The organism is Aquabacterium sp. CECT 9606 (assembly GCF_918741295.1).
Lineage (GTDB): Bacteria > Pseudomonadota > Gammaproteobacteria > Burkholderiales > Burkholderiaceae_C > Aquabacterium.
Map to the genome: position 1 here is coordinate 17266 of NZ_CAKKNB010000007.1, position 24728 is coordinate 41993.

At 63.0% G+C, this 24728-nt stretch carries 22 protein-coding genes; 11 read left to right on the forward strand and 11 right to left on the reverse strand.

Annotated elements, in window-relative coordinates; all coding sequences use genetic code 11:
• A complete protein-coding gene (locus tag LQ232_RS22985; RefSeq protein ID WP_230182736.1) occupies positions 1-1518 on the reverse strand; it encodes a hypothetical protein in 1518 nt (505 codons plus the stop codon).
• Between the two features lie 186 nt (positions 1519-1704).
• On the opposite strand from LQ232_RS22985, the gene LQ232_RS22990 reads away from it, so the two are divergent.
• From LQ232_RS22990 to LQ232_RS23015, 6 genes are read left to right on the forward strand one after another with little or no spacing between them, the layout of a single operon-like run.
• On the forward strand, positions 1705-2937 hold the full coding sequence (locus LQ232_RS22990) for an acyl-CoA dehydrogenase family protein (RefSeq protein WP_230182737.1): 1233 nt from the start codon (positions 1705-1707) through the stop codon (positions 2935-2937).
• Entirely contained in the window at positions 2934-4013 is a 1080-nt protein-coding gene (locus LQ232_RS22995; protein ID WP_230182738.1) for a phosphotransferase family protein, read from the forward strand. Before LQ232_RS22990 ends, LQ232_RS22995 begins: the two co-directional genes overlap by 4 nt.
• Positions 4014-4016: 3 nt before the next feature.
• A complete protein-coding gene (locus LQ232_RS23000) occupies positions 4017-4709 on the forward strand; it encodes a histidine phosphatase family protein (RefSeq protein WP_230182739.1) in 693 nt (230 codons plus the stop codon).
• A 34-nt stretch (positions 4710-4743) separates the two neighbouring features.
• Positions 4744-5694, forward strand: coding sequence for an alpha/beta fold hydrolase (locus LQ232_RS23005; protein WP_230182740.1), 951 nt, complete (start codon positions 4744-4746; stop codon positions 5692-5694).
• A gap of 5 nt (positions 5695-5699) precedes the next feature.
• Positions 5700-6455, forward strand: a complete 756-nt coding sequence (locus LQ232_RS23010) for an SDR family oxidoreductase (protein ID WP_230182741.1) — start codon at positions 5700-5702, stop codon at positions 6453-6455.
• Between the two features lie 27 nt (positions 6456-6482).
• The gene (locus tag LQ232_RS23015) at positions 6483-7268 is read left to right on the forward strand and encodes a UPF0149 family protein (protein ID WP_230182742.1); all 786 of its coding nucleotides are present in this window, start codon (positions 6483-6485) and stop codon (positions 7266-7268) included.
• A gap of 26 nt (positions 7269-7294) precedes the next feature.
• On the opposite strand, the gene LQ232_RS23020 is transcribed toward LQ232_RS23015, so the two are convergent.
• From LQ232_RS23020 to LQ232_RS23035, 4 genes are read right to left on the reverse strand one after another with little or no spacing between them, the layout of a single operon-like run.
• Positions 7295-9343 (reverse strand): NADPH-dependent 2,4-dienoyl-CoA reductase, encoded by a 2049-nt coding sequence (locus tag LQ232_RS23020; protein ID WP_230182743.1) that lies wholly within the window; start codon positions 9341-9343, stop codon positions 7295-7297.
• A gap of 49 nt (positions 9344-9392) precedes the next feature.
• Positions 9393-10358 carry a lysylphosphatidylglycerol synthase domain-containing protein gene (locus LQ232_RS23025; protein ID WP_230182744.1) on the reverse strand — a complete coding sequence of 322 codons (966 nt, stop codon included), beginning with the start codon at positions 10356-10358 and terminating at the stop codon, positions 9393-9395.
• Positions 10355-11605, reverse strand: a complete 1251-nt coding sequence (gene clsB / locus LQ232_RS23030) for a cardiolipin synthase ClsB (RefSeq protein WP_230182745.1) — start codon at positions 11603-11605, stop codon at positions 10355-10357. The genes LQ232_RS23025 and clsB overlap by 4 nt, the downstream gene beginning before the upstream one ends.
• The gene (locus LQ232_RS23035) at positions 11602-12369 is read right to left on the reverse strand and encodes an endonuclease/exonuclease/phosphatase family protein (protein ID WP_230182746.1); all 768 of its coding nucleotides are present in this window, start codon (positions 12367-12369) and stop codon (positions 11602-11604) included. The genes clsB and LQ232_RS23035 overlap by 4 nt, the downstream gene beginning before the upstream one ends.
• 365 nt (positions 12370-12734) lie before the next feature.
• On the opposite strand from LQ232_RS23035, the gene LQ232_RS23040 reads away from it, so the two are divergent.
• The 3 genes from LQ232_RS23040 to LQ232_RS23050 all read left to right on the forward strand — a co-directional run bounded on the left by LQ232_RS23040 (position 12735) and on the right by LQ232_RS23050 (position 15916).
• A complete protein-coding gene (locus tag LQ232_RS23040; RefSeq protein ID WP_230182747.1) occupies positions 12735-13166 on the forward strand; it encodes a hypothetical protein in 432 nt (143 codons plus the stop codon).
• The gene (locus LQ232_RS23045; RefSeq protein ID WP_230182748.1) at positions 13166-15043 is read left to right on the forward strand and encodes a DUF4105 domain-containing protein; all 1878 of its coding nucleotides are present in this window, start codon (positions 13166-13168) and stop codon (positions 15041-15043) included. The genes LQ232_RS23040 and LQ232_RS23045 overlap by 1 nt, the downstream gene beginning before the upstream one ends.
• 321 nt (positions 15044-15364) lie before the next feature.
• On the forward strand, positions 15365-15916 hold the full coding sequence (locus tag LQ232_RS23050) for an outer membrane beta-barrel protein (protein WP_230182749.1): 552 nt from the start codon (positions 15365-15367) through the stop codon (positions 15914-15916).
• Positions 15917-16451: 535 nt separating this feature from the next.
• Here LQ232_RS23050 and LQ232_RS23055 read toward each other — a convergent pair.
• The 6 genes from LQ232_RS23055 to LQ232_RS23080 all read right to left on the reverse strand — a co-directional run bounded on the left by LQ232_RS23055 (position 16452) and on the right by LQ232_RS23080 (position 23148).
• Positions 16452-16841, reverse strand: a complete 390-nt coding sequence (locus LQ232_RS23055; RefSeq protein WP_230182750.1) for a cytochrome c family protein — start codon at positions 16839-16841, stop codon at positions 16452-16454.
• 1 nt (position 16842) lies between these two features.
• The gene (locus LQ232_RS23060; protein ID WP_230182751.1) at positions 16843-18111 is read right to left on the reverse strand and encodes a hypothetical protein; all 1269 of its coding nucleotides are present in this window, start codon (positions 18109-18111) and stop codon (positions 16843-16845) included.
• A gap of 41 nt (positions 18112-18152) precedes the next feature.
• Positions 18153-18716: a cytochrome b gene (locus tag LQ232_RS23065; RefSeq protein ID WP_230182752.1), complete on the reverse strand. Its 564-nt coding sequence runs from the start codon at positions 18714-18716 to the stop codon at positions 18153-18155.
• A gap of 83 nt (positions 18717-18799) precedes the next feature.
• Positions 18800-20212: a sensor histidine kinase gene (locus LQ232_RS23070; RefSeq protein ID WP_230182753.1), complete on the reverse strand. Its 1413-nt coding sequence runs from the start codon at positions 20210-20212 to the stop codon at positions 18800-18802.
• A complete protein-coding gene (locus LQ232_RS23075; RefSeq protein ID WP_230182754.1) occupies positions 20205-20882 on the reverse strand; it encodes a response regulator transcription factor in 678 nt (225 codons plus the stop codon). The genes LQ232_RS23070 and LQ232_RS23075 overlap by 8 nt, the downstream gene beginning before the upstream one ends.
• A gap of 82 nt (positions 20883-20964) precedes the next feature.
• Positions 20965-23148 (reverse strand): malate synthase G, encoded by a 2184-nt coding sequence (locus LQ232_RS23080; protein ID WP_230182755.1) that lies wholly within the window; start codon positions 23146-23148, stop codon positions 20965-20967.
• 182 nt (positions 23149-23330) lie between these two features.
• Between LQ232_RS23080 and LQ232_RS23085 the strand changes: the two genes are divergently transcribed.
• Entirely contained in the window at positions 23331-24239 is a 909-nt protein-coding gene (locus LQ232_RS23085; RefSeq protein WP_230182756.1) for a LysR family transcriptional regulator, read from the forward strand.
• A 14-nt stretch (positions 24240-24253) separates the two neighbouring features.
• Entirely contained in the window at positions 24254-24709 is a 456-nt protein-coding gene (locus tag LQ232_RS23090; protein ID WP_230182757.1) for a DUF2214 family protein, read from the forward strand.
• Positions 24710-24728 lie beyond the last annotated feature (19 nt).

The following is a 24728-nucleotide window of genomic DNA, read 5'->3' on the forward strand; positions in this document are numbered from 1 at the left end:
TTACTCTTGAGCACTGGATGTGGATTCAATGACCAAGCGGGCCTCGTCATCGATTTTTTTGCGGACCATGGGCGCGATGACATTTTCGAATTCCGACTGGAATTTTTTCAGATCGCTTTCCGTGTCGCCCAAGATCGCCAGGGCCCTGTGGCATGTTTGCTCATCATCGAGAATCGAAAAATCCCTGCGCTGTGGTTGAATGAGGGGATAAGTCAATTTCGCATTTGCGTTTTTTCTTTGGGCAGCAAAACAGTGCTCGCGATAAAGCTTGATGAATGTTTCGGCAAAAGCTGCGATGTTTTCCATGAGCTTGGGCCAGTATTGGGTGTGGGCCTTGAGGTTGGCCAGATAACTGGCGAGCCCGGCCTTGGCGTTCTTCAAGTGCATTAGAAACGCGCCGGCGTCCTGCCGCACCTGCTCGACAGTGGCGTAGCCGGTCCTGCGCATCTGACGCATCTGCATTTCATGGATGAGGCGCAGTTCATTCACGTCATGCTCCGCCAATTTGAAGTCGCGCCACCGTTCTTCATGCCCTGGATGGGATGGGTTGAATTCGTACAGCGTTTTCAAGATGGTGAACGTGAAAATCGCCAGATTCAAAGTCAGAAGGAAGAAGCTGAATGCGCTCAAGGGAAGCCAGGCCAAGGGGTTCAAGCCGACCTGATGCCCTTGGTCCCGCCACATGGCGAACATGACATTGCCCATCATGATGGCCGCGATGAATAGGATGGCCAGCAGTGTGAAGCCTGCGCGTGGTGTTGGCCTGCTCGCCATTTGCGCTCGGTGGATGATGTACTTTCCGAGAATGAAACCCACTGCGATGTTGATGAAGCAGGACACCGAACTGAAGCCAATGGCCTGCAAGCGGTCGATGTCTTGTTTGGCCGAAATAAACCAGAAGCTCAGCCCCACGTCGATCAGAGCGGCGAAAACGATGTCGGCCCATCGCTCCAATGGCGGTTTCATGAAATGCGGTATGCGGGACTTCAAGCCGGCTTCCGTGACCAGGGCATCCAGCGCCTTTTCCTTTTCGCGGAAGTCGGTCAATGCCTTGGCGTGTTTTTGTCTGATGATGCGCAGTTCATCCGAACAAGCAGACAACCAATCCAGGAATCGGTTCTTCAATGCCACGATGGAATCAGAAGCATCAAAGGAATGGTTTTCCGCTGCTTTCAAGGCTTGGGTAATACCCAGGCGATGTTCCTGAATGGCCCGGTCCACCGAAATGAGTTTCTTATCGCATTGGGCGAGAATTTCGTCCTCATAGGAGGTCAATCCAGGCTGGTCTGGGTGAGGAAGTCCTCGCCGGCCATCACGCCATGCCTTGAAAATGATTTTCCATTTCTTGAAGGGCAGGGAAAGCGGATCGACCAATTGATTGCCAAAAGGGTTGGATATCTTTGGCAGGGGTATCTCGAATGAGATGGGCGCGAAGCCAAATATTTTGGCGAGGTCGATGGTGAGTTTCGGACCTTCGAAGCTTGACGCATCCGCAGCCCTCTGCAAAGGGTTCTTCACGCTGTCTCCCTGATGAACGATTGTGATGTCGGCTCGGTAGTTCCAGTTTGCCGCCACGCAGTGGAACTTGCAAGTTCATCACACGATGAGATATGCATGCGTTGCATGACTTGTGATGAGTAATCATCATTTGCGATTAGAACCCCGGCGGCGTAGCATCGCCTCATTCCACATGAGGAGACCGCCATGAACTTCCAGCCCAGCGACCGCGCTAAGAAGACCGCCGACGCCGTCCGCGCCTTCGTCAAGAGCCACATCGAGCCCGTCGAGGCGCAGCACTGGCAAGAGATCCTGGGCCAGCGCCATGGCGGCGACTGGACCCAATGGACCATCCCGCCTCGCGTGGAAGAGCTGAAAGCCAAGGCGCGCGCCGAAGGCCTGTGGAATCTCTTCCTGCCCGACCCCGAACTCGGCGCCGGCCTGAGCGTGCTCGAATACGCTTTCAGCTGCGAGGAAACCGGCCGCAGCATGATGGCGCCCGAGATCTTCAACTGCAACGCGCCCGACACCGGCAACATGGAAGTGCTGTGGAAGTACGGCAATGCCGAGCAGAAAGATCGCTGGCTGAAGCCACTGCTGGCGGGCGAGATCCGCTCGGTGTTCTTCATGACCGAGCCCGACGTGGCCTCGTCCGACGCGACCAACATGGAGGCCACGGCCGTGGTCGAGGGCGACCACATCGTGCTGAACGGCAAGAAGTGGTGGTCGTCTGGCGTGGGCGATCCGCGTTGCAAGATCGGCATCTTCATGGCGCGCACGCCCAATGCCGACGCGGGCCGCCATGGTCAGCATTCGATGGTGCTGGTGCCGATGAACACGCCCGGCGTCGAGATCAAGCGCATGCTGCCGGTGTTCGGCGAATACGACGAGCCGCACGGCCACGGCGAGGTACATTTCACCAATGTGCGCGTGCCGGTGGGCAACTTCATCGCGGGGCCGGGCAAGGGCTTCGAGATCGCGCAGGGCCGCCTGGGCCCGGGCCGCATCCACCACTGCATGCGCATGCTGGGTGCCGCCGAGAAGTCGCTGGAACTGGCCATTCAACGCGGCCTGAAGCGCGTGGCCTTCGGCAAGCCCATCATCAACCTGGGGGGCAACCGCGAGCGCATCGCCGAATGCCGCCTGGCCATCGACCAGGCCCGCCTGCTGACCCTGCAAGCCGCCTGGAAGATCGACACCCTTGGCGTGATGGCCGCGCTGACCGACGTGGCCGCGATCAAGGTGGTGGCGCCCAATGTGCTGCAGCAGGTGGTTGATTTTGCGATCCAGATCCACGGTGGCATGGGCGTGTCGCACGACACGCCGCTGACGGCCTTCTTCAACCAGGCCCGTTCGCTGCGCCTGGCCGACGGCCCGGACGAAGTGCACAAGGGCATGATCGCCCGTCTGGAGCTGATGAAGTACGGGGTGGCCCGATGAGCGAAGGCGCCAAGGGAGTGCAGGACCAGGGCGGCGCTGTCCGTCAGGGCGAAGAACTCAAGACCGCGGCCGTTGATGCCTGGTTGAAAGCGCAAGTGCCCAGCCTGCAAGGCCAGCCTGAGGTCACGCAGTTTTCGGGGGGCGCGTCCAACTGGACCTACCGCCTGAAGTACCCCAATGCCGACTATATCCTGCGCCGACCACCGGCTGGCACCAAGGCCAAGGGCGCGCACGACATGGGCCGCGAGTTCCGCGTGCAGAGCGCGCTCAAGCCGGTCTACCCGGTGGTACCGAACATGGTCGGGCATTGCACCGATGAATCCGTCACTGGCAGCGAGTTCTACGTGATGGAGCGCATCGCCGGCATCATCCCGCGCAAGAACATGCCGCGCGGCTTGAACCTGGATGTGGCCACCACGCGCAAGCTCTGCACCAATGTGCTCGACAAGCTGGTCGAGCTGCACCAGGTGAACGTGAAGGGCACCGACCTGGAAGCGCTGGGCAAAGGCGGTGGCTACTGCCGCCGTCAGATCGAAGGCTGGAGCGACCGCTACACCAAGGCCAAGACCTGGAACGTGCCCTCGTACAGCTACGTGATCAGTTGGCTGAAAGAGCACATCCCCGAAGACGTGGCCAGTTGCGTCATCCACAACGACTGGCGCTTCGACAACGTGGTGCTGTCTGAAACCGACCCCACGACAGTGATCGGTGTGCTCGATTGGGAAATGGCCACGCTGGGCGACCCGCTGATGGACCTGGGCAACAGCCTGGCCTACTGGGTGCACGCCGACGACAGCAAGTTCTTGATGAGCACCCGCCGCCAGCCCACGCACCTGCCCGGCATGCTGCGCCGCGAAGAAGTGGTCGAGTACTACCTGGACCGCATGAAGCTCAAGCCCGACAACTGGGTGTTCTACGAGGTCTACGGCCTGTTCCGTCTGGCCGCCATCGTGCAGCAGATCTATTACCGCTACCACCACAAGCAGACGCGCAACCCGGCCTTCAAGAATTTCTGGCTGCTGGCCAATTACCTGGACTGGCGCTGCAAGGGCATGATCAAGCGGAGCGGCATTTAAAGCATGGGCGCCATCTATTTCATCCGCCACGGGCAAGCCTCGTTCGGCAGCAATGATTACGACCAGCTTTCACCGGTCGGCCATGAACAGGGTCGTGTGCTGGGCAAGGCGCTGAAGGCGCGCGGCGTGGTGCCGGAGCTCATCATCAGCGGCAGCATGAAGCGCCATCAAGAGACGGCCATCAACTGCCTGGAGACGCTGGGTTGCGGCTTGCCGATGGAGCTGCACCAGGGCGTCAACGAGTTCAACCACGAGAACGTGATCGAAGTGGCCGAGCCGCGCTACGTCGACAAGCTGGTGATGATGGGCGACATGGCCGCCTCGGGCGATCCGCGCCGCACTTTCCAGAGCTTCTTTAAAAGCGCGGTGACGCGTTGGGTGGAAGGCGATCACGCGCACGAATACGCCGAGAGCTGGGCCGACTTCCGCGCCCGCTGCGTTGCTGCACTCGACGACATCGTCAAGCAAAGCCCTGCCAAAGGCACGACCCTGGTCTTCACCTCCGGCGGCACCATCAGCGTGATCTGCGCCCACCTGCTGGGCCTGAGCGACGCGCAGGCCTTCACCATCAACTGGACGCTGGCCAACGGGGGCGTGACCAAGCTGCTGGCCGGCCGCGATGGCCTGCACCTCATCTCGGTCAACGAACATGCGCACTTGGAAGGCGGCGACAAGTCACTTTTGACCTATCGTTGAGGCTTGTTCAAAACAAGCGCTGGGAGAATATCGAATGAAGACTTTGTTGAAGGCCGTGCTCGGCCTCTTGCTGCTGTCCGTCGTCCTCGTGGCGGGTGGCGTGGCCCTGGCCTGGGCGCCTGACCGCCCTGTCGATGCGCTCAAGGCGCGCTGGGCCCCGGCACCCTCGCAGTTCATCACCGTGCGGGGCATGCAGGTACACCTGCGCGACGAAGGCCCCAAGGACGACCCCGAGCCCATCGTGCTGCTGCACGGCACCTCGGCCAGCCTGCACACCTGGGATGGTTGGGTCGATGCGCTCAAAGGCCAGCGCCGCGTGATCCGGCTCGACCTGCCGGGCTTTGGCCTCACTGGCCCGGCGCCGGATGGCGACTACCACCTGACCCGCTACACCAGCTTCATGAAGGACGTGTTCGATCAGTTGGGCCTCAAGCAGGTGGTGCTGGCGGGCAATTCCTTTGGCGGCACCGTGTCGTGGATGACGGCGCAGGCGTACCCGGACCACGTGGCCAAGCTGGTGCTGGTTGATGCGGGGGGCTACCCTTACAAGGCCACGTCCGTGCCCATCGGCTTCAAGCTGGCGCAGATCCCGGCGCTGCGGCCCGTGATCGCCAACGTGCTGCCGCGCAGCATGATCGAATCCAGCGTGCGCAATGTGTATGGCGATCCCAGCAAGGTCACGCCCGAGCTGATCGATCGCTACTACGAGCTAACCCTGCGCGAAGGCAACCGCGATGCGCTCAGCGCCCGTTTCAAGCAATCACCCGGTGGCGAGCATGCCGAGCTGATCAAGCAGTTGCGCCAACCCACTTTGATCTTGTGGGGCAGCCAGGACCACCTGATCCCGCCTGACAACGCCGAGCACTTCAAGCAGGACATCGCTGGTAGCCAACTGGTGATGTTCGAGGGCCTGGGCCATGTGCCCCAAGAGGAAGACCCGGCGCGCACCGTGGCGGCACTCAAGACTTTCCTGAACCTGAAGTGAGCCCCATGCCCAAGCGACAGAGCATCCTGATCACCGGCGCCAGCTCTGGCCTGGGCGAGGGCATGGCCCGGGAATTTGCTGCCAAGGGCCGCCACCTGGCCCTGTGCGCGCGCCGCACGGATCGCCTGCTGGCGCTCAAGGCCGAGCTGGAAGCCAAGCACCCGGGCGTGCGCATCTCGGTGAGGGCGCTGGACGTGAACGACCACGTCCAGGTTTTCGAAGTCTTCCGCGCTTTCAAGGACGAGTTCGGCACGTTGGACCGCGTCATTGTCAATGCTGGCCTGGGCAAGGGTCAGCCCATCGGCAAGGGCCGTTTTGACGCCAACCTGCAAACGGCGCAGACCAACTTCATCGCCGCCCTGGCGCAATGCGAGGCGGCCATGGAGATCTTCCGCGCGCAGAACAACGGGCACCTGGTGGGCATCTCGTCGATGAGCGCGATGCGCGGCCTGGGCCGCAACCTCACCACCTACGCGGCCACCAAGGCGGGCTTCGCGGCCCTGCTGGAGGGCATCCGCGCGGATGTGATGGGCCGCACGCCGATCGTGGTCACCACCATTTTCCCCGGCTACATCGAAACCGAGTTGAGCAGCAAATCGGCCAAGACGCCGCTGATGGTGGACACGCAGTCGGGTTGCCGCGCTCTGGTGGCCGCCATCGAGCGCGAGCCAGCCACCGCCTGCGTGCCGCGTTGGCCCTGGGCGGCGATCGCGTGGTACATGCGCTTCGCGCCCTTGAGTTGGGTGGCCAAGGTATCCTAAGATGCCTGGAACCGGACACCTTCTTTTATGCAGCCCATCGCCCACGATTTCACCGACGAAGACATCGCCGCCCTGGAGGACTGGTGTGAACGCCTGAGCGAACACCAGCCCGAGGTGGCCCCCGATTGGGTCGATGGCTACCTGACCGCCCTGATCTGTGGCCCCCGTGTTGTGGCGCCCAGCGAGTACCTGACCCTGATGTTCGGCGACTCGCTGATGCACGTGCTCAGCAAGGCCGAAGACTTCGAGGTCGTCATGGCGCTGCTGATGCGCCGCTGGAACGCCCTGGCCAGCGAGTTGCACCCCGAGCGCCTGCTGGACGCGCCGGACGAAGTCCACCTGAACCCGCTGATGTCGGAATATCCGCAGGACGAGATCGCCGAAAAGCTGGCCGAAGGACTGATCAACGACGAGCAGGCCATGAGCCTGCAAACAGGCGGTGGTTGGGCGCGGGGCTTTGGCCAGGCCTTGCTCGATTTCGAAGATGACTGGGAAGTCTTTGCGCCCGGCTCGCCTGAGTTCCAGATGGTGGACTTCAATGTGCAGGCCGTGCTGGCCCTGACCCTGACCGAACGAGAAGCCCTGCGCAAGTTCTGCGAAGAGGCCTACAACGAAGCCGACCTGCCGCGCGATGACCTGATCGCGCAGGCCATGCTGGCGGTGCAAGACCTGCGCCTGTTCTGGATGCAGCACCCGCCCAAGTCGGTGCCCGTGCGCAATGAGGACAAGGTGGCGCGCAACGAGCCCTGCCCTTGCGGAAGCGGCTTGAAGTATAAAAAGTGCTGCGGTGCCGTGGCCGGCACCGTGCACTGACGGGCTTTAAAAGCCCGCCTGCCAACTCACAGCGAAGCCGCCAGCCGGGCCGCCTGGTCGATCGCTTTCTTGGCGTCCAGCTCGCCCGCTTCAAACGCCCCGCCAATCACGTGCACCTTTCGACCTGACGCTTCCAGGGCATCGGCCAGCTCACGCAAGGGGACCTGGCCCGCGCACAGCACCACCGTGTCGCAGGCGATCCAGGTCGGGTCCACGTGCTTTTCGCCGTGGGTGATCATCAGGCCCTCGTCGTCGATGCGCTCGTAGTTCACGCCCCCCACCATCTGCACGTTCTTCATCTTCAGTGCGCTGCGGTGGATCCAGCCAGTGGTCTTGCCCAGGCCGTTGCCCAGCTTGCCCTTCTTGCGCTGAAGCAGCGTCACTTCGCGCGCGGGCGGGCTCACCTCGGGCTTGCCGGTGCGCAGACCGCCGGGCGAAAGCGCTGGGTCGGTCACACCCCACTCGGCCTGCCACGCAGCCAGGTCCAAAGTGGGTGAATGGCCATCGCTGACCAAGTACTCGGCCACATCAAAGCCAATGCCACCCGCGCCCACCACGGCCACGCGGGCGCCCACGGGTTTCTTGTGCCGCAGCACGTCGATGTAGCTCAGCACCTTGGGATGGTCCTGTCCGGGGATGCGCGGATTGCGCGGGCTCACGCCCGTGGCCACGATGACCTCGTCGAAGCCTTGCAAGTCGGTGGCCTGCACGGTGGTGTCCAGGTGCAATGACACGCCAGTCACCTCCACCCGCTTGCGGAAGTAGCGCAGCATCTCGTGGAACTCCTCCTTGCCAGGCACCTGGCGGGCCATGTTCAGTTGCCCGCCGATCTGGCTGGCGGCCTCGAACAAGTGGACCTCGTGGCCACGCTCGGCCAGCACGGTGGCGGCGGTCAGGCCGGCCGGGCCCGCGCCCACCACAGCAAAGCGGCGCTTGGCGGCAGTGGGCCGGTAGACCAGTTCGGTCTCATGGCAGGCGCGCGGGTTCACCAGGCAACTGGTCAGCTTGTTCTTGAAGATGTGGTCCAGGCAGGCCTGGTTGCAAGCGATGCAGGTGTTGATCTCATCGGCCTTGCCTTGCGCCGCTTTCTTGACGAAGTGCGGGTCGGCCAGCAGTGGCCGTGCCATCGAGACCATGTCGGCGCCACCATCGGCCAGGATCTGCTCGGCCACTTCGGGCGTGTTGATGCGGTTGGTGGCCACCAGCGGGATGGTGATGCCCTCGCCCATCAACTCGGCTTTCATCTTCTGCGTGACCCACGCAAAGGCCGCGCGGGGCACGCTGGTGGCAATGGTGGGCACCCGGGCTTCATGCCAGCCGATGCCGGTGTTGATGATGCTGGCGCCCGACTTGGCGATGGCCTTGCCCAGCATCACCACTTCATCCCAGGTGCTGCCATTGGGCACCAGGTCGATCATGGACAGACGGTAGATGATGATGAAGTCGCGGCCCACGGCCTCGCGGGTGCGCTGCATGATCTCGACCGGCAGGCGCATGCGGTGGCTGTAGTCGCCGCCCCATTGGTCGGTGCGCTGGTTGGTGTGTTGCGCCAGAAACTGGTTGATCAGGTAGCCCTCGGAGCCCATGATCTCGACGCCGTCGTAACCGGCCTCGCGGGCTTTTTGCGCGCAGTTCACGAAGGCGCGGATCTGGCGCTCGACGCCGCGCGCCGACAAGGCAAAGGGCGTGAACGGCGAGATGGGCGACTGGATGCGCGAGGGCGCCACGGCGAGTGGGTGGTAGGCATAGCGTCCTGTGTGCAGGATCTGCAGGGCGATCTTGCCGCCGGCCTCGTGAACCGCGCGCGTCACCACCTGATGCCGCTTGGCTGCGCCAGAAGTGGCCAAGGTGCCCGCGAAGGGCTTGACCCAACCCGCCAGGTTGGGCGAGAAGCCGCCCGTCACCATCAATCCCACATCGCCCTCGGCACGTTCACGGAAGTAAGCGGCCAGCTTGCTCAGGTCGCGGCCATCTTCCAGGCCGGTGTGCATGGACCCCATCAGCACGCGGTTTTTCAGGGTGGTGAAGCCCAGGTCGAGCGGAGCGAGCAGGTGGGGATACGGGGCACGGAGCATGGCGCGGTCCGAAGGTTGGCAACCCCCGGATCGTAATCGCACGCCACGGTCAGGCCGCCGCGTTTCGGCGCGTGGTGGCCTCGAAGCAAAGGTAAGCCAGAAAGGCCAGCAGCAAGGGCCCCAGGTAATAGACGGCGCGGTAGGCCAGCAGGGCACCGATCAGCTCGGCGTGCGGCACCTGGGCGCCCAGCAGCGCGATGAACACCCCTTCCAACACGCCCAAACCGCCCGGCACATGGGCCAGCACGCCGGCCACCGCGCTGACCATCAGGGCGGCCACGACGGTGACGTAGGCGACGCCTTCGGGCATCAGGATGTGGATGGCGGCAGCATTGGCCAGCCAGTTGGCCGAGGACATGCCCAGTTGCAGGCAGGCCACGCGCCCCGAAGGCAGGGCCACTTTCTGGCCCCGCACGGTCCAGCGCCGGCGGGTTGACCCAAAGCACGCCGCCACGTAAGCCAGCGGCACCAGGCACAACAGCACGCCGATCCATCGCAAGGAGTCGGAGGACAAGCGCCAGTCGCCTGGCAGGGTCACCACGGGCAGGGCCAGGCAGACACCCAGCAGCAGCGGGTAGGCCAGCCAGTTGATCAGCATGCTCAGGCCCACCACCTTGGCCACCTGGGGCACTTTCAGCCCCAGCCGCGCATACAGGCGGTAGCGAAAACCGACACCACCGACCAAGGTGCCCAGGTTCAGGTTGACGGCATAGCTGGACATGGCCACCCCCACCATGCGCCAACGGGGCAAGGGGTGGGCCAGGTAATGCCAGCCAAACAACTCGAAGCTGCCGTACAAGGCGTAGCTCAACAGCGCAAAGCCGGCGGCCATGGCCAGCGTGACCGGCGAGATGTCGCGCAGGGCCTGCCCCACGGCGGGCCAGTCGATGTCACGCGCTTTCCAGGCGATCAAGCCCATCACGCCCAAGGTGAAGGCACTGATGAGAATGCGTTTGACGATGGGCCACCAACCGGCGGAAGACATCTGCGCCAAGGCAGTGGCGGCTGATTTCATGCTCGCCTTTGTTCTGGGTCGAGTTGGGCCTCGTTGACCCGGGTCACCTCGGTGGCCTGGCCAGTGGGCGTGACCGCGGCGAGTGCCGGGTGGTGGTTGGGCAGCCAACCCGCCCACTTGGGGAAGCGGCGCAAGAAGTGGAAGACCAACACACTCAGGCCCATGCGCCACATGAGTTGGTGGCCGGCCTCCGGCTCCTTCACATGCTGGCAATGGTGCTGGATCAGGTATTGCAAACGCTCCCGCAGGTGCTGGTTGAAGCGTTGATCCCAGATGAAGAGATTGGCCTCCAGGTTCAGCGACAGGCTGAGCGGGTCCAGGTTGCTGGACCCCACGGTCGACCAATGGTCGTCTGCCAGCGCAACCTTGCCGTGCAAGGGCCGTTCGCAGTATTCGTGGATGCTCACGCCAGCGCGCAGCAAGTAGCTGTACAAAATGCGGGCGGCGAGCTTGGCAATGGGCATGTCAGGTTCGCCCTGCAGGATCAATGTGACCTTGACGCCCCGCCGGGCCGCGTTGCGCAGGTCGCGCAGCAAACGGTAGCCCGGGAAGAAATAGGCATTGGCCACGATCAGCTCACGCTTGGCGGCACGGATGGCCAGCCGGTATTGGCGTTCGATGTCGGTCTGGTGATGTCGGTTGTCCCGCGAGACGAACGAGGCCCACGAGGGCATGCTCGCGTCGGGACGGTTCATGCCCTGGGCTTTGGGCGCGCGTGGCCACCAAGGGCGCCGTGGTTTGGGCGTGGCCGTGGCCAGTGCAAAGCGGTGGATGTCTTCCACGATCGGGCCGCGCACCATCACGGCGTAATCTTGTTTGGCTTGTGGGCCAAAGTCAGCGAGGTGGTCGGCTGAAAAATTGATGCCGCCCACGAAGGCCTTTTGCGCATCCACCACCACCAGCTTGCGGTGCAGGCGGCGGAACACGTTCAGGCGCATGCCCAGCATGCGGGGTTGTGGGTCGAAGACCTGAACGCGCACGCCCGCGGCGGTCAAGGGGCCGATGAAGTCGTCGTGAAGATCGGGCGAGCCAAAGCCATCCACAGTGAGGGTGACCTTCACGCCACGTTGGGCGGCGCCCAGCAAGGCTGCGTGCAAGCCCCACCCCACCTTGTCCATGAACAGGATGAAGGTCTCGACCAGCACCTCGCGCTGCGCCTGCCCGATGGCCTCGAACACGCACGGAAAGAACGCTTCGCCGTTTTCCAGCAGCTCGATGTGGTCGACGGGTTTCCAACTTTGCTTCACAGCCGGATCTCCGCGGTCAGGGGGGCGTGGTCGGACAGGTGTGACCAGGGCCGCGTGGACAGCACTTGTGGCTCGTGCACTTGCACCCCCCGCGCATAGATGCGGTCGAGCTGCAGGCAGGGAAAGCGCGCCGGGAAGGTGCGCGGCGGGCGCCCGAAAGTGTCGACAAAGCAGTCGTGCAGGCCGGCGCAGCGCGTCAGGCGCTCGTGGGCGCGCAGCCGCCAGTCGTTGAAGTCGCCCGCGATGATCAAGGGGGCGTCTTCAGGCACTTCACGGTCGATCAATTGGCACAGCAAGTCAAGCTGCTGTTGGCGGTGCTTCTCGCGCAAGCCCAGGTGCACGCAGATGGCATGCACCTGCTGGCCCAGGGGCGGCACGTCGAGCACGCAGTGCAGCAGGCCGCGTTTTTCGGCACCGTTCATCGAGGGCACGCTCACGTCGTGGTTCTCGAAGCGGTGGATCGGAAATTTTGACAATACCGCGTTGCCATGGTCGCCATGCGGGTACACGGCGTTGCGGCCATACGCGAAATCGGACCAGATCTCGTCGGCCATGAACTCGTATTGCGGCATTTGTGGCCACAGAGAGTGCTGGAGGGCGTGGTGGTCATGGCTGCCGTGCACTTCTTGCAAAAACACCACGTCGGCTTGCACGGTCCGCACCGCATCGCGCAGTTCCGGAAGGATGAAGCGGCGATTGAGGGCGGTGAAGCCTTTGTGGGTGTTCACCGTGAGGACGCGGAAGCTGAAATCGGTCGGGCGCATGGGTGGTTCCCGTCGTGGAGGCCACCTTGCTCAGGCAATTGATGTGCCTGCTTGGCTCCGTTTCAACTTCGGGGGTTTTGGCAAGGATCTGCCTCACCCGGTCGGACCAGCCAGCATCGGAACGATGGGTGATCAGTGATTTGTATGTAAATGTGTCTTTATCTTGCCACTCACCCCGGTTTGCAGGTGCAGGTCGTGCGGTTACAAGAAAGGCATTCTCTTAGAATGGTTTTTGACTACCAGTAGTACCAGGGAGATGGGTTGGAGAGTGGCTTAACGCTCAACGACCAGTTGTCTGCGGACAGGGCTAGCACTTTCACCAAGGAAGTGATTGACGCCCTGAGCGCCAGAAATCTCATCCGCTGATGAGGTTGCAATCTGCTGCGTATGACCGTCGTTTTTGTTCTGTCATTTTCATTATCAGGAATCAAATGAAAAAATTGGCTTTTTATGCTGCCATGGGCTCTGTCGTTCTCATGACTGGGTGCGCCTCCATCCTCAATGACCAGACCCAACCGGTCAATGTGTCGGCTTCCAACGGAAAAGCCGTTCAGGGATCGATCGACGGCGTGCCGTTCACAGCCCCAGGCGTGGTGCCGCTGCAGCGTGCCAAGGCCTCCAAAATCGTGACCACGACCACGGCAGGCTGTGCCAAGGAAACCGCGGTGGAAAGTACCGTCGATCCCAAGTTCTTCATCAACATCCTCACGGGTGGCGCCTTTGGTTCGACCACCGACTATTCCACTGAAAAAATGTGGAAGTACGCCGACAACGTGGTGATCGCCTGCGGCCAGTGATGGGTTTTTTGCAAGGCAAAGGCGGCTTTCGGGCCGCTTTTTTTTCTCTGGCGGTTTGGTGCTGCTTCGGTTTGGCCTGGCCCAGGCCGGCATGCAGCGCAGAGTTGGCGCTTGGCCCCAATGTCGCGGCACTTCAAACCGCAGCACGCGACAAAAGTCTGGCCGCGGCGCCGGCATGGGCGGCATTGCTGCACCTCGATCACGGGCAGCCCACCGTCGACGATCCCGGCTTTCTGCTGTCTTCCCCTCGGTTCTCCAGCAGCCGAGAGTTGGATGAAACCATCGCTGCGTTTTACGGCCCCCGGTCTTCGGAGATGGTTTGTCGTTTTCCGGCGCGCTACGCATGGCTGCAGGTAGCTCTCATGGCGCCCGAGTTGTCGCTGGCGCATTGCGATGATCTCCAGGAGTTCTTGCGCAAGGCGCCGGCCGATCGCATCTCACTGGTGTTCGCATCGGAAAACTTGGCGCAGCCTTCCAGCATGATGGGCCATGTGTTTCTCAAGGTGGATGGGCGTGATGGGCAGGGCGTTCAGCGCGACCACGCCATTTCTTTCTTCACGGATGCTGCCACCTTCAACCTTCCCAAACTGATGTTCGACAGCTTGGTGGTCGGCAAGAAGGGATACTTTGCTCTATCCCCATACGCTGAAGAAGTCAAGCAGTACGTCATGCGAGAGCAACGTACTTTGTGGGAGTACGAACTGCGCCTGAACAGCGACCAGCGCATGCTGTTGCGTTATCACTTGATCGAGTTGAAGCAGTCGTCCTTTACCTACTTTTTCCACCGGCACAACTGCGCGACTCTGATCAAACACATCCTGGCGGTAGTTGCCCCGGAGGTACTGCGTCAGCGGAGCTGGATTGACACGCCGAAGGACGTCGTCAAGCTGGCGGACCAAGCCGGCGTCTTGGCTGTCGCTACCTTGAGGGCGCCGTCGCGCTGGCGCATGCGGGCCATTGATGCTGCCCTGCCTGGGCAGCTCTCCTCGCAGGTGCGCCGAGATGTTCAAGTTCTCCGCACCGATTTCTTGAAATTCTCAGAACCTGCTTCCCATCAGGCCTATCTTTCCATCGAACTTGCTGGGTCTTACAACCAATATCTTCACGAAAAGGGCGAGCGCTCGGTGGCGGACTGGCAAACGTATCGCGATGTGCTTACGCGCCAAATATCGCAGGACCATGCTGGCCTTTCGGTTGAAGCCACATCTCGCAAGAATCCTTCAGGATCGCCTCAGGATTCGCAGGTTCGCGCGGGGCTGAAATACCAGCATGGGCGCCGCTACCTGACCCTGGGTTTGCTGCCGGTTTCTCACACCATGGATGATGACAACGAGCAATATTTCGGCGAAAGCGAGTTGCGCTTGTTTGATGCAGGCTTGACGGTGGATTTGGCATCCGGCCGAATGGGGTTGGATCGATTCACCGTGTACGCGGCCAAGTCGGTGCTGTCGCGCGACGCCTTCACGGGCGGATGGTCAGGGCAGTTCAAACTGGGCTGGGAGCGCCAAGCAGATCGATCCCTTGATGACCGCACGGCGTTTTTGGTCGAAGGAGGATTAGGCGTGGCCTATCGGCCCTGGCCGGACATCGATGTGTACGCGCTTTTCAACGCGGGTGTTGGTGCACGGCAGCATGCCTATGCCTACCTCAACCCCGTGATTGGCGCGGTTGTGCGCGAGGTCTATGGCATGAAGTCCCAGCTCACGGTGTCACATGTTGACCGTCCGCTCGGACGTGACGACGGCGTGACCGAGGTTGCATTCACGCAATCCAAGTACCTGGACGGGGAGTTCACCTTGATGCTGCAGTTGAGCCGCCGCTTCGCGTCAGGGCGGCAAGCAGACACTGTGTCGGCAACCGTCAAGCGCTTGTTTTGAGACCAGGCTTGAGATGGCCGATCAATGGCCGTTTGGCGGCTTGGGCTCAAGAAAAAGACATTGGTGGGCAGTGCCAGTCAGTTCAGGGCTGGCTGATATTTTTATGCGGACCTTCCCGCCCGCAGAGCGTTTGACCTCGCGTGGGAAGCTGCGACCATGGCGACAAGGGCATCACTAAAACAGAAGCCCAACCGCGGTCAGGCGTTGCATTGGCTGTGCTTTTTTCATGCTTATCGCATTCCCTAGAGTCACCAAACCGTCTGCTTACCAACAATTACAATGCGCCGGGTCGAATGTCCGACGCTTGCTCATTGGGATGTCATGAAGAAAATCATTTCGGCCGCGCTGCTGACGCTGGCTGTGGGAGGCGCGAGTGCCCAGGCTTATGTGGGGGGCGCCATCGGCGTCACGAACGCCAACATCGCTTGTGCAGGCACGACCAAGTGCGACAAGACCGACACCGGCTTCAAGCTGTATGGCGGCTACACCGTGACCGAGGGCTTCGCCGTGGAAGCTGGTTACCTGGACTTGGGCCAGAACACGGCCAGTGTTGGCGTGGTCAATCTTGACTTCAAAACCCAGGCCGTGTTCCTGGCAGGCGCTGCGCGAGGTGAGTTCACGCCAGAACTGGGCGGCACGTTGCGGCTGGGCGTGGCTGGGGTGAAAACATCAGGCCGGGCCGGTGCCGCCAGCATCGGCACGGTCGTGAGCGATTCCGACACCAAGTATAAGGCGTACGTCGGGCTGGCGCTGGACTATGCCTTCACCAAGAACGTCAAGGGCGTGGTGGCGGCTGATTTCACCACGGCTGAAGTCGCGGATGAAGCGATGGCCGTGCGCATGTTCTCCATCGGCGCTCAATACAGCTTCTAAGCAGGCTTCATGGGCTGATGGCGCTTCATGCCCCGTCAGTCCCCGTGGATGGCGGGGCCTGCGTCCGCCGCGGCTGAGCCTGCTCGGCCTCTGCGGTGCGGTGCGGCGCGCCTCGTCCTCCCGTTGCGCATGGCTGCGCGTGAAGCGCAAATGCGTGATGTCAGGCGGAAAGAGCATCCCCCAGGTCCACTCCAGAAAGATGCGCAGGCGCCGTCCGACAAAAGGCATCTGCGACAGGTAGTAGGCGCGCCCCGCATCGCCCCGGCTGCGCGCCATCAGGTTGCCTGCCAGGTGCAGGGCCTGCCGCACCGCGAACTGCGCCGTGGGCGGCGAGAGGCCACCATCATGCTGATTGGGCACCGCCGCACAGTCGCCCAAGGCCCACAGCGCGGGGTGGCCTGGTACCGACATGTCGGGCTTGGTCTCGATGCGGCCTTGCTTCATCGGCAATGCCAGTTGTCGCGCCAAGGGGTTGGCCTTCGATGAATTCGCCTGTGGTCAAGGTCACGCCAAGTCGCTTGCATCCAAGGGTGGTTCAACGGGCGCTCAGGCTGGCAAGGTAGGCCAGCAGATCAGCGCGTTCGCCGGCCTGGTCCAGACCGTCGAACTTCATGTTGCCGCCTGGCACAACCTTTTTCGGCTGAGTGATGTAGGCCTCCAGACGGTCGGCGGTCCAGACGATCCCGCTCTGTTTGAGTGCTGCCGAGTAGACAAAGCTTGGGTTGGCCGCTGATTTGCGCCCCAGCACGGCGAAAAGTGACGGCCCCTTGCGATCTTTGCCTTCCCGCGCGCTGTGGCATTCCGAGCATTGGGTGGCGAAGACCGCCGCGCCGCGCTTGGGGTCACCTTCCGCGTGCGCGCTTGCCGCCCAGGCCAAGGGCAACGCGCACAGAAGGGCGGCAACAAGTTTTGGCAACCAGCGCATGTCAGAACGAGGTCCACGCAAAGACCGCCAAGGTGTTGTTGCCGCTGGCACCCGTGCTTTCACCTGCGAACTTGTTGTACATCCAATATTGGGCTCCCAGGCGGACGTTGGCCCAGGCAAAGGGTGCGGGAGCCGCTGCGTCCTCCTTGCCCCACGGCGTCCAATCCAGTTGGAACAGCTTGCCGGTGGTGGTGTCTTCTGGCGCGCTGCCCCGGGTGGAGAAAACGCCCACGGTGCCGCCGAAGCTCTGGTTGAAGTAGTAGGAGGCGTTCAGACGCAGGGTGTTGAGCGTGCTCTTGTCGCCTGTGGCGCCTTCCGTTTTGCGTTCGTGGATGTAGCTGCCGTTCACGGTGGCGATGTGCTCGCGGGTGCCCAGGAACTGGTAGCTGCCATCCACGCCGATGTCGTTGAACTTGTCGCGCGGTGCGGAGACCGTGCGGTCTGGCTCCACCTTTCCCGAGAAGCCGAAGAGGCCCGCCGAGAAGTTGCTGCTCTTCAGGTCCTTGAGGTAGGCCAGCCGCCAATAGGCATTGCCGCCCAAGCGTTGGGTGTCCTCATGGCCCAATCCCAGTTTGCTCTGGAAGCTGGGAGAGAGCGAGCGGTAGGTGCCCAGTTCAGCGTACACCGAGTTGTTCCACAGACCGTAGGCCGAGGCGCCTACCACGCGTTGTTCAAAGCCACCGTCGATGGCGGTGGCGGCCTCGCCCATGCCATGGCCGGCTTCAGGCCCCACGTACGGAAAACCCCAGGTCGGCATGGTGTTGAAGGGGTCCTGCACGCCGGGGTTGTTGTTGACCGTGATGCCCAGGATGGCATCCTTGCCCGCCAGCGTGGTGGCGGTGGCCAGGCGGATGTCCATCTGGTCCAGTGAGTTGCTGTGGTCCACACCGTTGTGGGTGACTTGCACGAAGGTGCCGATCTTGTCGGTCATCCGGCCAGCCAGGAAGATCGAGGCCTCGTCCATCTTGAGGTTGTCGTTGGACTTGAGGTGATCGGCAGGCGGCTCCACGTCGTCCTTGGTGTGTGTGTAGCTGGCCACGACCATCGCCGACAGGGGCACCTTGCCGGCCTGGCCATCGGTGTCGGTGTAGCCGCCCAACTTGAACTTGATGCCTGCTGGCGTCAGCTGCGGACCAAAGCCGCCAACGTGGCAAGCGGCGCAGGTCATGCCAGTCTGGCGGGCGTAGCTGGGCAGGGCCTGCACCGTCTGGCTCAGCAAGGTCAGGGCAGCGGCAGTGAGCCAGCCCAGGTGGCGAGTGATTGAACGCATGGAGACGTGGTCCTTGTCAATGGATTGAAAACGAAACGAGCTCATCGGCGGGCGGGCATGATCGAACGCAGCACGCCGTCGCGCAGGATGAAGTGGTGCCACAACGCCGCAGCGATGTGCAGGGTGATCAGGCCGCCCAGCACCCACGCCATGGCGGCATGCCGGTCTGCCCACATGTCGGCCAGATCCGGGTCGGCCTCGGTGATCTGGGGTAATGGGATCCATCCCAGGAGGCGCACCTGATGGCCGTGGGCATTGGTCATGATCCAGCCGAACAAGGGTTGGACGAACAAGGCCGCGTAGAGCGACCAGTGGGCAAGGACTGCGGCGGCACGCAGGTGCCACGAGGCTCCGGTTTGCACGTTGACGCGGCCCAGCCAGGCGCGCACCAGCAGGCGTGCCGCCAAGGCCAGCCAGATGGCCAATCCCAGTTGCTGGTGGATGGTGAGCAGGGCAGCCCGCTGCGATTTGTCGTCCAGGGCTTCGCGCCCCCATACGGCCGCCATGCTCACCATGAGGGCGATCACGGTGAACCAATGCAGGGCCACCGTGGGCCACGGCTGGCGGATGGCGAATGGCGACGGGTGGATGGGGGCGGAGGACATGGCGCGGCTGGTGGACGAAGGCAGCGCACGGTAAGCTTGCGAAGCTGTCTAATTGCTGACAACCCAGCTGGATGCTGGGGTGATCAGGGTATGTCCGGGTGCGCGCCAGCCTCGGCCAAAAACAGAACCCTGACGCGTGTGCCCATGCCATCAGCCCCGCTGCCCAGTTCGATGCAGGCTTGGTGTTGCTTGGCGATTTCTCGAACAATGGCCAGGCCCAGGCCAGTTCCGGCTTCCAGGGAGCCTGGGGTTCGGTAGAAGCGCTCGAAGACCTTTCCGCGCTCGGACGGCGCGATGCCTCTGCCCGTGTCTTCGACGGCCAGGTAGGGCACAGGCCGGCCGGACGCGTGATCGACCATGCCACAAGATACCGTAACGCGGCCGTGCCTCGGGGTGTAGGCGATGGCGTTGTCCACGAGATTGATCAGCAGCTCGTGAAGCATCCATGGTGTGGCCAAGACCGTGGCCGGAGACGGCTCAAAGCCAAGGTCCAGGCCTTTGGCCAAGGCGCGGTCAAGGCAAGACGAGGCCACGTCTTCCAGCAACAGGCACAGGTCCACGGTGTGCAAATCCTGGCTGGCATGGACGTTGGGGTCGGATCGGGCCAGGGCCAGCATTTGGTGGGTCAGATGTCCCAGGCGCTGAACGGCCCCGAACACATGCTGTATCCGTTCACGATCTTGCGTTGGGAAGTGATCGCGCAGCAGTTCCAATTGTGTCTGCAAGCCCGCCAGAGGCGTGCGAAGTTGGTGGGCGGTGTTGGACAGGAAGTCCTGCTGGGCCTGGGCCGACGCTTTTAGGCGCTCCATCAACTGATTGGCGGCGATCACCAATGGTCGAGCTTCGCCGGGCACGCCATCCAAAGACAGCGCTTGCAAGTCCTTGGCTTCGCGCAATTCCAAGCGTTGGCTCAGGTCGTCCAGCGGACGCAATGCGTGCCTGACCCCAAAGTAGACCGCGCTCAAGGTGAACAGCACCATCAGGACACTGGTCCAAGCCGTGGACTTCATCAAAAGTCGGGCGGCCTGCTGGCGTTTGCGCGGGGTCTCAGCTACCACGATGGTGCCCCGCCCTTCCGGGCCGTCATAAGCATAGGTGGCCACGCGCAAGGCCACGCCCTGAAGCATCTCGTCGTGAAAATAAGGATGCTTCAGGTGAGCGTGAACCTTGGCGATGGTCATCAGTGGTTCAAGGCCGGCCACGGTCTTGCCTTTGGCATCGAAGACGGCGTACAGCAGGGGGGATTGCTCATCCAACTGAGGCAGGGCATGGGGGCTTTGGGGCAGGTGGTCCTGGAGATCGCCATCGCGTTCCAGCTCCAGCCGCGATGCCAGGCCGATGGCCGTGCTCGCCAATACCTGGTCATACGACTCATCGGCCAAGCGGCGCGCCTGGAGATAGTCTGCCATCACGCTCAATGCGGCCAACATCAGCAGCGGGGCCAGCAAGCTGAGCAGCAGCCGGCGGCGAAGGGTGGGCACGCGCAAGTCAGGCATGGTTTGGGATCAAACCCATCCGGTAGCCGATGCCCCGCACCGTGACGATGCAGATGTTCGAGCCCTCCAGTTTGGCGCGCAGGCGCGAAACATAGATTTCGATGGCGTTGGCCGTGATTTCACGATCCCACCGGCTCAGGCTGTCCACCAGCTTTTGCTTGTTGACGACATTGGGCGCGGCCAACAACATTTGCTGGAGCACGTCCAGTTCCCGCCCGGTCAGGTCCATGGGCTGGCCAGCCAGTTGGGCCTGATGCAGCCCCAGGTCCAGCGCCAGCTGGCCCAACTGCATGACCGAGCTGGCCGCCGACCGGCTGCGCCGGATCAGGGCATGCACTCGGGCCACCAACTCCGGCAACAGAAAAGGTTTGGCGAGGTAGTCGTCGGCACCGCCGTTGAGCCCTTCGACCCGGTCGTGGAGGCTGTCCCTCGCTGTCAGCATCATCACGGGCAGGGTCTGTCCTCGCGCGCGCAGCCGCCTGAGCAGTTCCAGGCCGTCCATGCGGGGCAGCCCGATGTCGATGATGGCCATGTCGTATTGGGTGCTGGACAAGACCGCATCGCCTTGCTCCCCGGTTCCCACCGACTCGACGGCGAAATTGTGGCGAGCCAGGCCCTCGGCCACGCCTGCCGCCAACACGGGGTCGTCTTCCACCAGCAAGATGCGCATGGGGCACTGTAACCGGGTGCCGAGATGCGATGAAAAAAGCACCCCGCGGGGTGCTTTGTCAGGGGAGCTGCCTGACCGGGGGTCAGCGCGCCTTGGCCTTCAAACGCCAAGCATGCAGCAGCGGCTCGGTGTAGCCACTCGGCTGTTCCTTGCCCTTGAACACCAAGTCCAGCGAAGCCTGGAACGCAGCGCCGGTGGGGTTGGCCACCAGCGACTTGTACAGCGCATCGCCAGCGTTCTGCTGGTCCACCACCGCGGCCATGCGCGTGAAGGTCTCGCGCACTTGCGCCTCGGTCACCACGCCATGCTGCAGCCAGTTGGCGATGTGCTGGCTGGAGATGCGCAACGTGGCGCGGTCTTCCATCAGGCCGATGTTGTGGATGTCGGGCACCTTCGAGCAACCCACGCCCTGGTCGATCCAGCGCACCACATAGCCGAGGATGCCTTGCACGTTGTTGTCCAGCTCTTGCTGCTTGTCGGCGTCGGACCAATCGGCCTTCTCGACCACGGGGATGGTCAGCAGGTTGGGCAGCAGTGCTTCGGCGTCTTCGTTCGACTTCTCGATCTCGACCTGCACGGCGGCCACGTTCACTTGGTGGTAGTGCAGCGCGTGCAGCGTGGCGGCCGTGGGCGAGGGCGTCCAGGCGGTGTTGGCACCGGCCTTAGGGTGACCAATCTTCTGCTTGAGCATCTCGGCCATCAAGTCGGGCATGGCCCACATGCCCTTGCCGATCTGGGCGCGGCCGCGCAGGCCACATTGCAGACCGATCAGCACATTGCGGCGCTCATAGGCGGCAATCCAGGCGCTGCCCTTGATGTCGCCCTTGCGCATCATCGGGCCGGCGAGCATGGCCGTGTGCATCTCGTCGCCGGTGCGGTCCAGGAAGCCGGTGTTGATGAAGGCGACACGGCTTTGGGCCGCGGCAATGCAAGCCTTCAGGTTCACGCTGGTGCGGCGCTCTTCGTCCATGATGCCCAGCTTGACGGTGCTGTCGGGCAGGCCCAGCAGCTTTTCGACGCGGCTGAACAGCTCGGCGGCAAAAGCCACTTCGGCCGGGCCGTGCATTTTGGGCTTGACGATGTAGACCGAGCCCTGGCGCGAGTTGACGATGCCATTGGCGCCATGGCGCTGCAGGTCGTGCAAAGCGATGGTGGTGGTCACCACGGCATCCAGGATGCCTTCGGGGATCTCTTTGCCGTCGGCGCCCCACAGGATGGCCGGGTTGGTCATCAGGTGGCCCACATTGCGCACGAACATCAGTGAGCGGCCATGCAGCTTGACTTCACCGCCATGTGGTCCGGTGTACACGCGGTCTGCGTTCAGCTTGCGCGTGAACGTCTTGCCGCCCTTGCTCACTTCTTCGCTCAGCGTGCCCAGCTGGATGCCCAGCCAGTTGCTGTAGCCCAGCACCTTGTCTTGCGCGTCAACCGCGGCGACCGAGTCTTCCAGGTCCAGGATGGTCGACAGGGCCGATTCCAGCACCAGGTCGGACACGCCGGCCGGGTCGGTCTTGCCGATGGCGGTGCTGCGGTCGATCTGCACGTCGATGTGCAGGCCGTTGTTCACCAACAGCACGCTGCTGGGCGCGGCAGCATCGCCTTGGTAACCCACGAACTGGGCGGGGTTCTGCAAGCCGGCGGTCTTGCCGTTGGCCAGGGCCACGACCAGTTGGCCGCCTTCAACGCGGTAGCCGGTCGAATCCTTGTGCGACGCGCCTTCCAGCGGGGCCGATTGGTCCAGCACATTGCGCGCGAAGGCGATGACCTTGGCACCACGCACGGGGTTGTAGCCCTTGCCCTTGTCGGCGCCATCGGTTTCGGGGATCGCGTCGGTGCCATACAGCGCGTCGTACAGGCTGCCCCAACGGGCGTTGGCGGCGTTCAGCGCATAGCGCGCATTCAGGATGGGCACCACCAGTTGCGGGCCGGCTTGCGTGGCCAGTTCGGCGTCCACATTGGCCGTGGTCACCTTCACATCCGCAGGCACGGGCACCGTGTAGCCAATCTTGGCCAGGTGAGCGCGGTAAGCCGGCATGTCCTTGATGGGGCCCGGGTTGGCGGCATGCCAGGTGTCCATCTCGGTCTGGATGCGATCGCGCTCAGCCAGCAACGCGGCGTTCTTGGGCGCCAGGTCGGACACGATCTGGTCAAAGCCCGCCCAGAAGGCAGCGCTGGCCACACCGGTGTTCGGCAGCACCTTGTCTTCGATGAAACGGTAGAGCTCGGTGGCCACTTGGAGGCCGTGGACAGGGGTGCGTGCGGTCATGGTCAACCTCGTCGGTAAAGGAATGGTCAAAGGGATGCGGATCACGGGCGCGAGCAAGTCTTCTGCCTGGGCCCTCTTTTCAATGCAGAAATTTTATTCGATACTTCCGCAACCATTACCAGCCCGAAAATTCATGGATTCATGACTTTCGCGCATGAATCAGGCCGACGAGGGTGCTCATCATGGACAAACTCAAGCAGATCGAGTCTTTCGTCGCCGTGTCCCTCCGAGGCAGCCTGACGGCCGCAGCGCAAGCCGAAGGGGTGGCCCCGGCCGTCATCGGGCGGCGCATCGATGCCCTGGAAGAGCGCCTGGGTGTCAAATTGCTGGTGCGCACCACCCGCCGCATCAGCCTGACCCGCGAAGGCAGCGCCTTCCTGGAAGATGCTCAACGCCTGCTGGCCGACCTGGCCAACGCCGAAGCCAGCGTCAGTGCGGGCGGCGTCAAGGCCAGCGGACACCTGAAGGTCACGGCGCCCGCCGGCTTCGGGCGTCGCCATGTGGCCCCCCTGGTGCCGCGCTTCGTGGCCCTGCACCCGGAAGTCGGCATGACCTTGAACCTGTCCGACCGCCTGGTCGACCTCGTCAATGAAGGGTTTGACTGCGCCATCCGCGTGGGCGACATGCCCGACTCGAGCCTGATCAGCGTGCGCCTGGCCGACAACCGCCGCCTGTGCGTGGCCAGCCCGGACTACCTGGCGCGGCGCGGCCGCCCTGCCGTGCCCGCCGACATCGCCCGGCACGATTGCCTCACGCTCAGCTCCGAAGCCAGCCAGACGCGTGGCTGGGCCTTCACCCTCGATGGCCAGACCATCCACGTGCGCCCCGCGACCAAACTGGATTGCTCCGATGGGCAGGTGCTGCACGCCTGGTGTCTGGAAGGCCTGGGCCTGGCCTGGCGTTCGTGGTGGGAGGTCGAATCCGATGTGCGCGCGGGCCGCCTGGTGAGCGTGCTCGACGACGTCGCCGCGCCACCCAATGGCATCTACGCCGTGTTTGCCCAGCGCAAGCACCTGCCGTTGCGCCTTCGCCTGTGGATCGACTTCATCAAGGAGACCTACGGCGACCCGGCATACTGGTCCCCTGCTTGATTTCAGGAGCCCCCATGCTGACCGAATCGTTGCTGGCGTACGCCCATTTCGTCGCCATCCTGACCCTGGTGGTCTTCATCACGAGCGAGGCGGCACTGTGCCGGCCCGAGTGGATGAACGCCGCCGTCGTGCGCCGCCTGGCGCGTGTGGACGTGATCTACATGGTGGCCGCCATCGCGGTGCTGGCCACCGGCTTCGCGCGCACCTATTGGGGCGTCAAGGGCTTTGGCTGGTATTGGCACCAACCGCTGCTGCATCTCAAGCTGACCTTGTTCGTGGTGGTGGGCCTGATGTCGATCGGGCCGACGCGCGCCTTCATCCGCTGGCGCAAGGCGCTCGATGCCACCGGCGCCTTGCCGGCCGAGGCCGAGGTGCGTCAGGTGCGACGGTGGATCATGGTCCAGGCGCACATCGTGGTGCTGATCCCATTGGCCGCCACGCTGCTGGCCCGGGGTGTGTGGGCGCGTTGATGCCCGCTCAGGGCTGAAT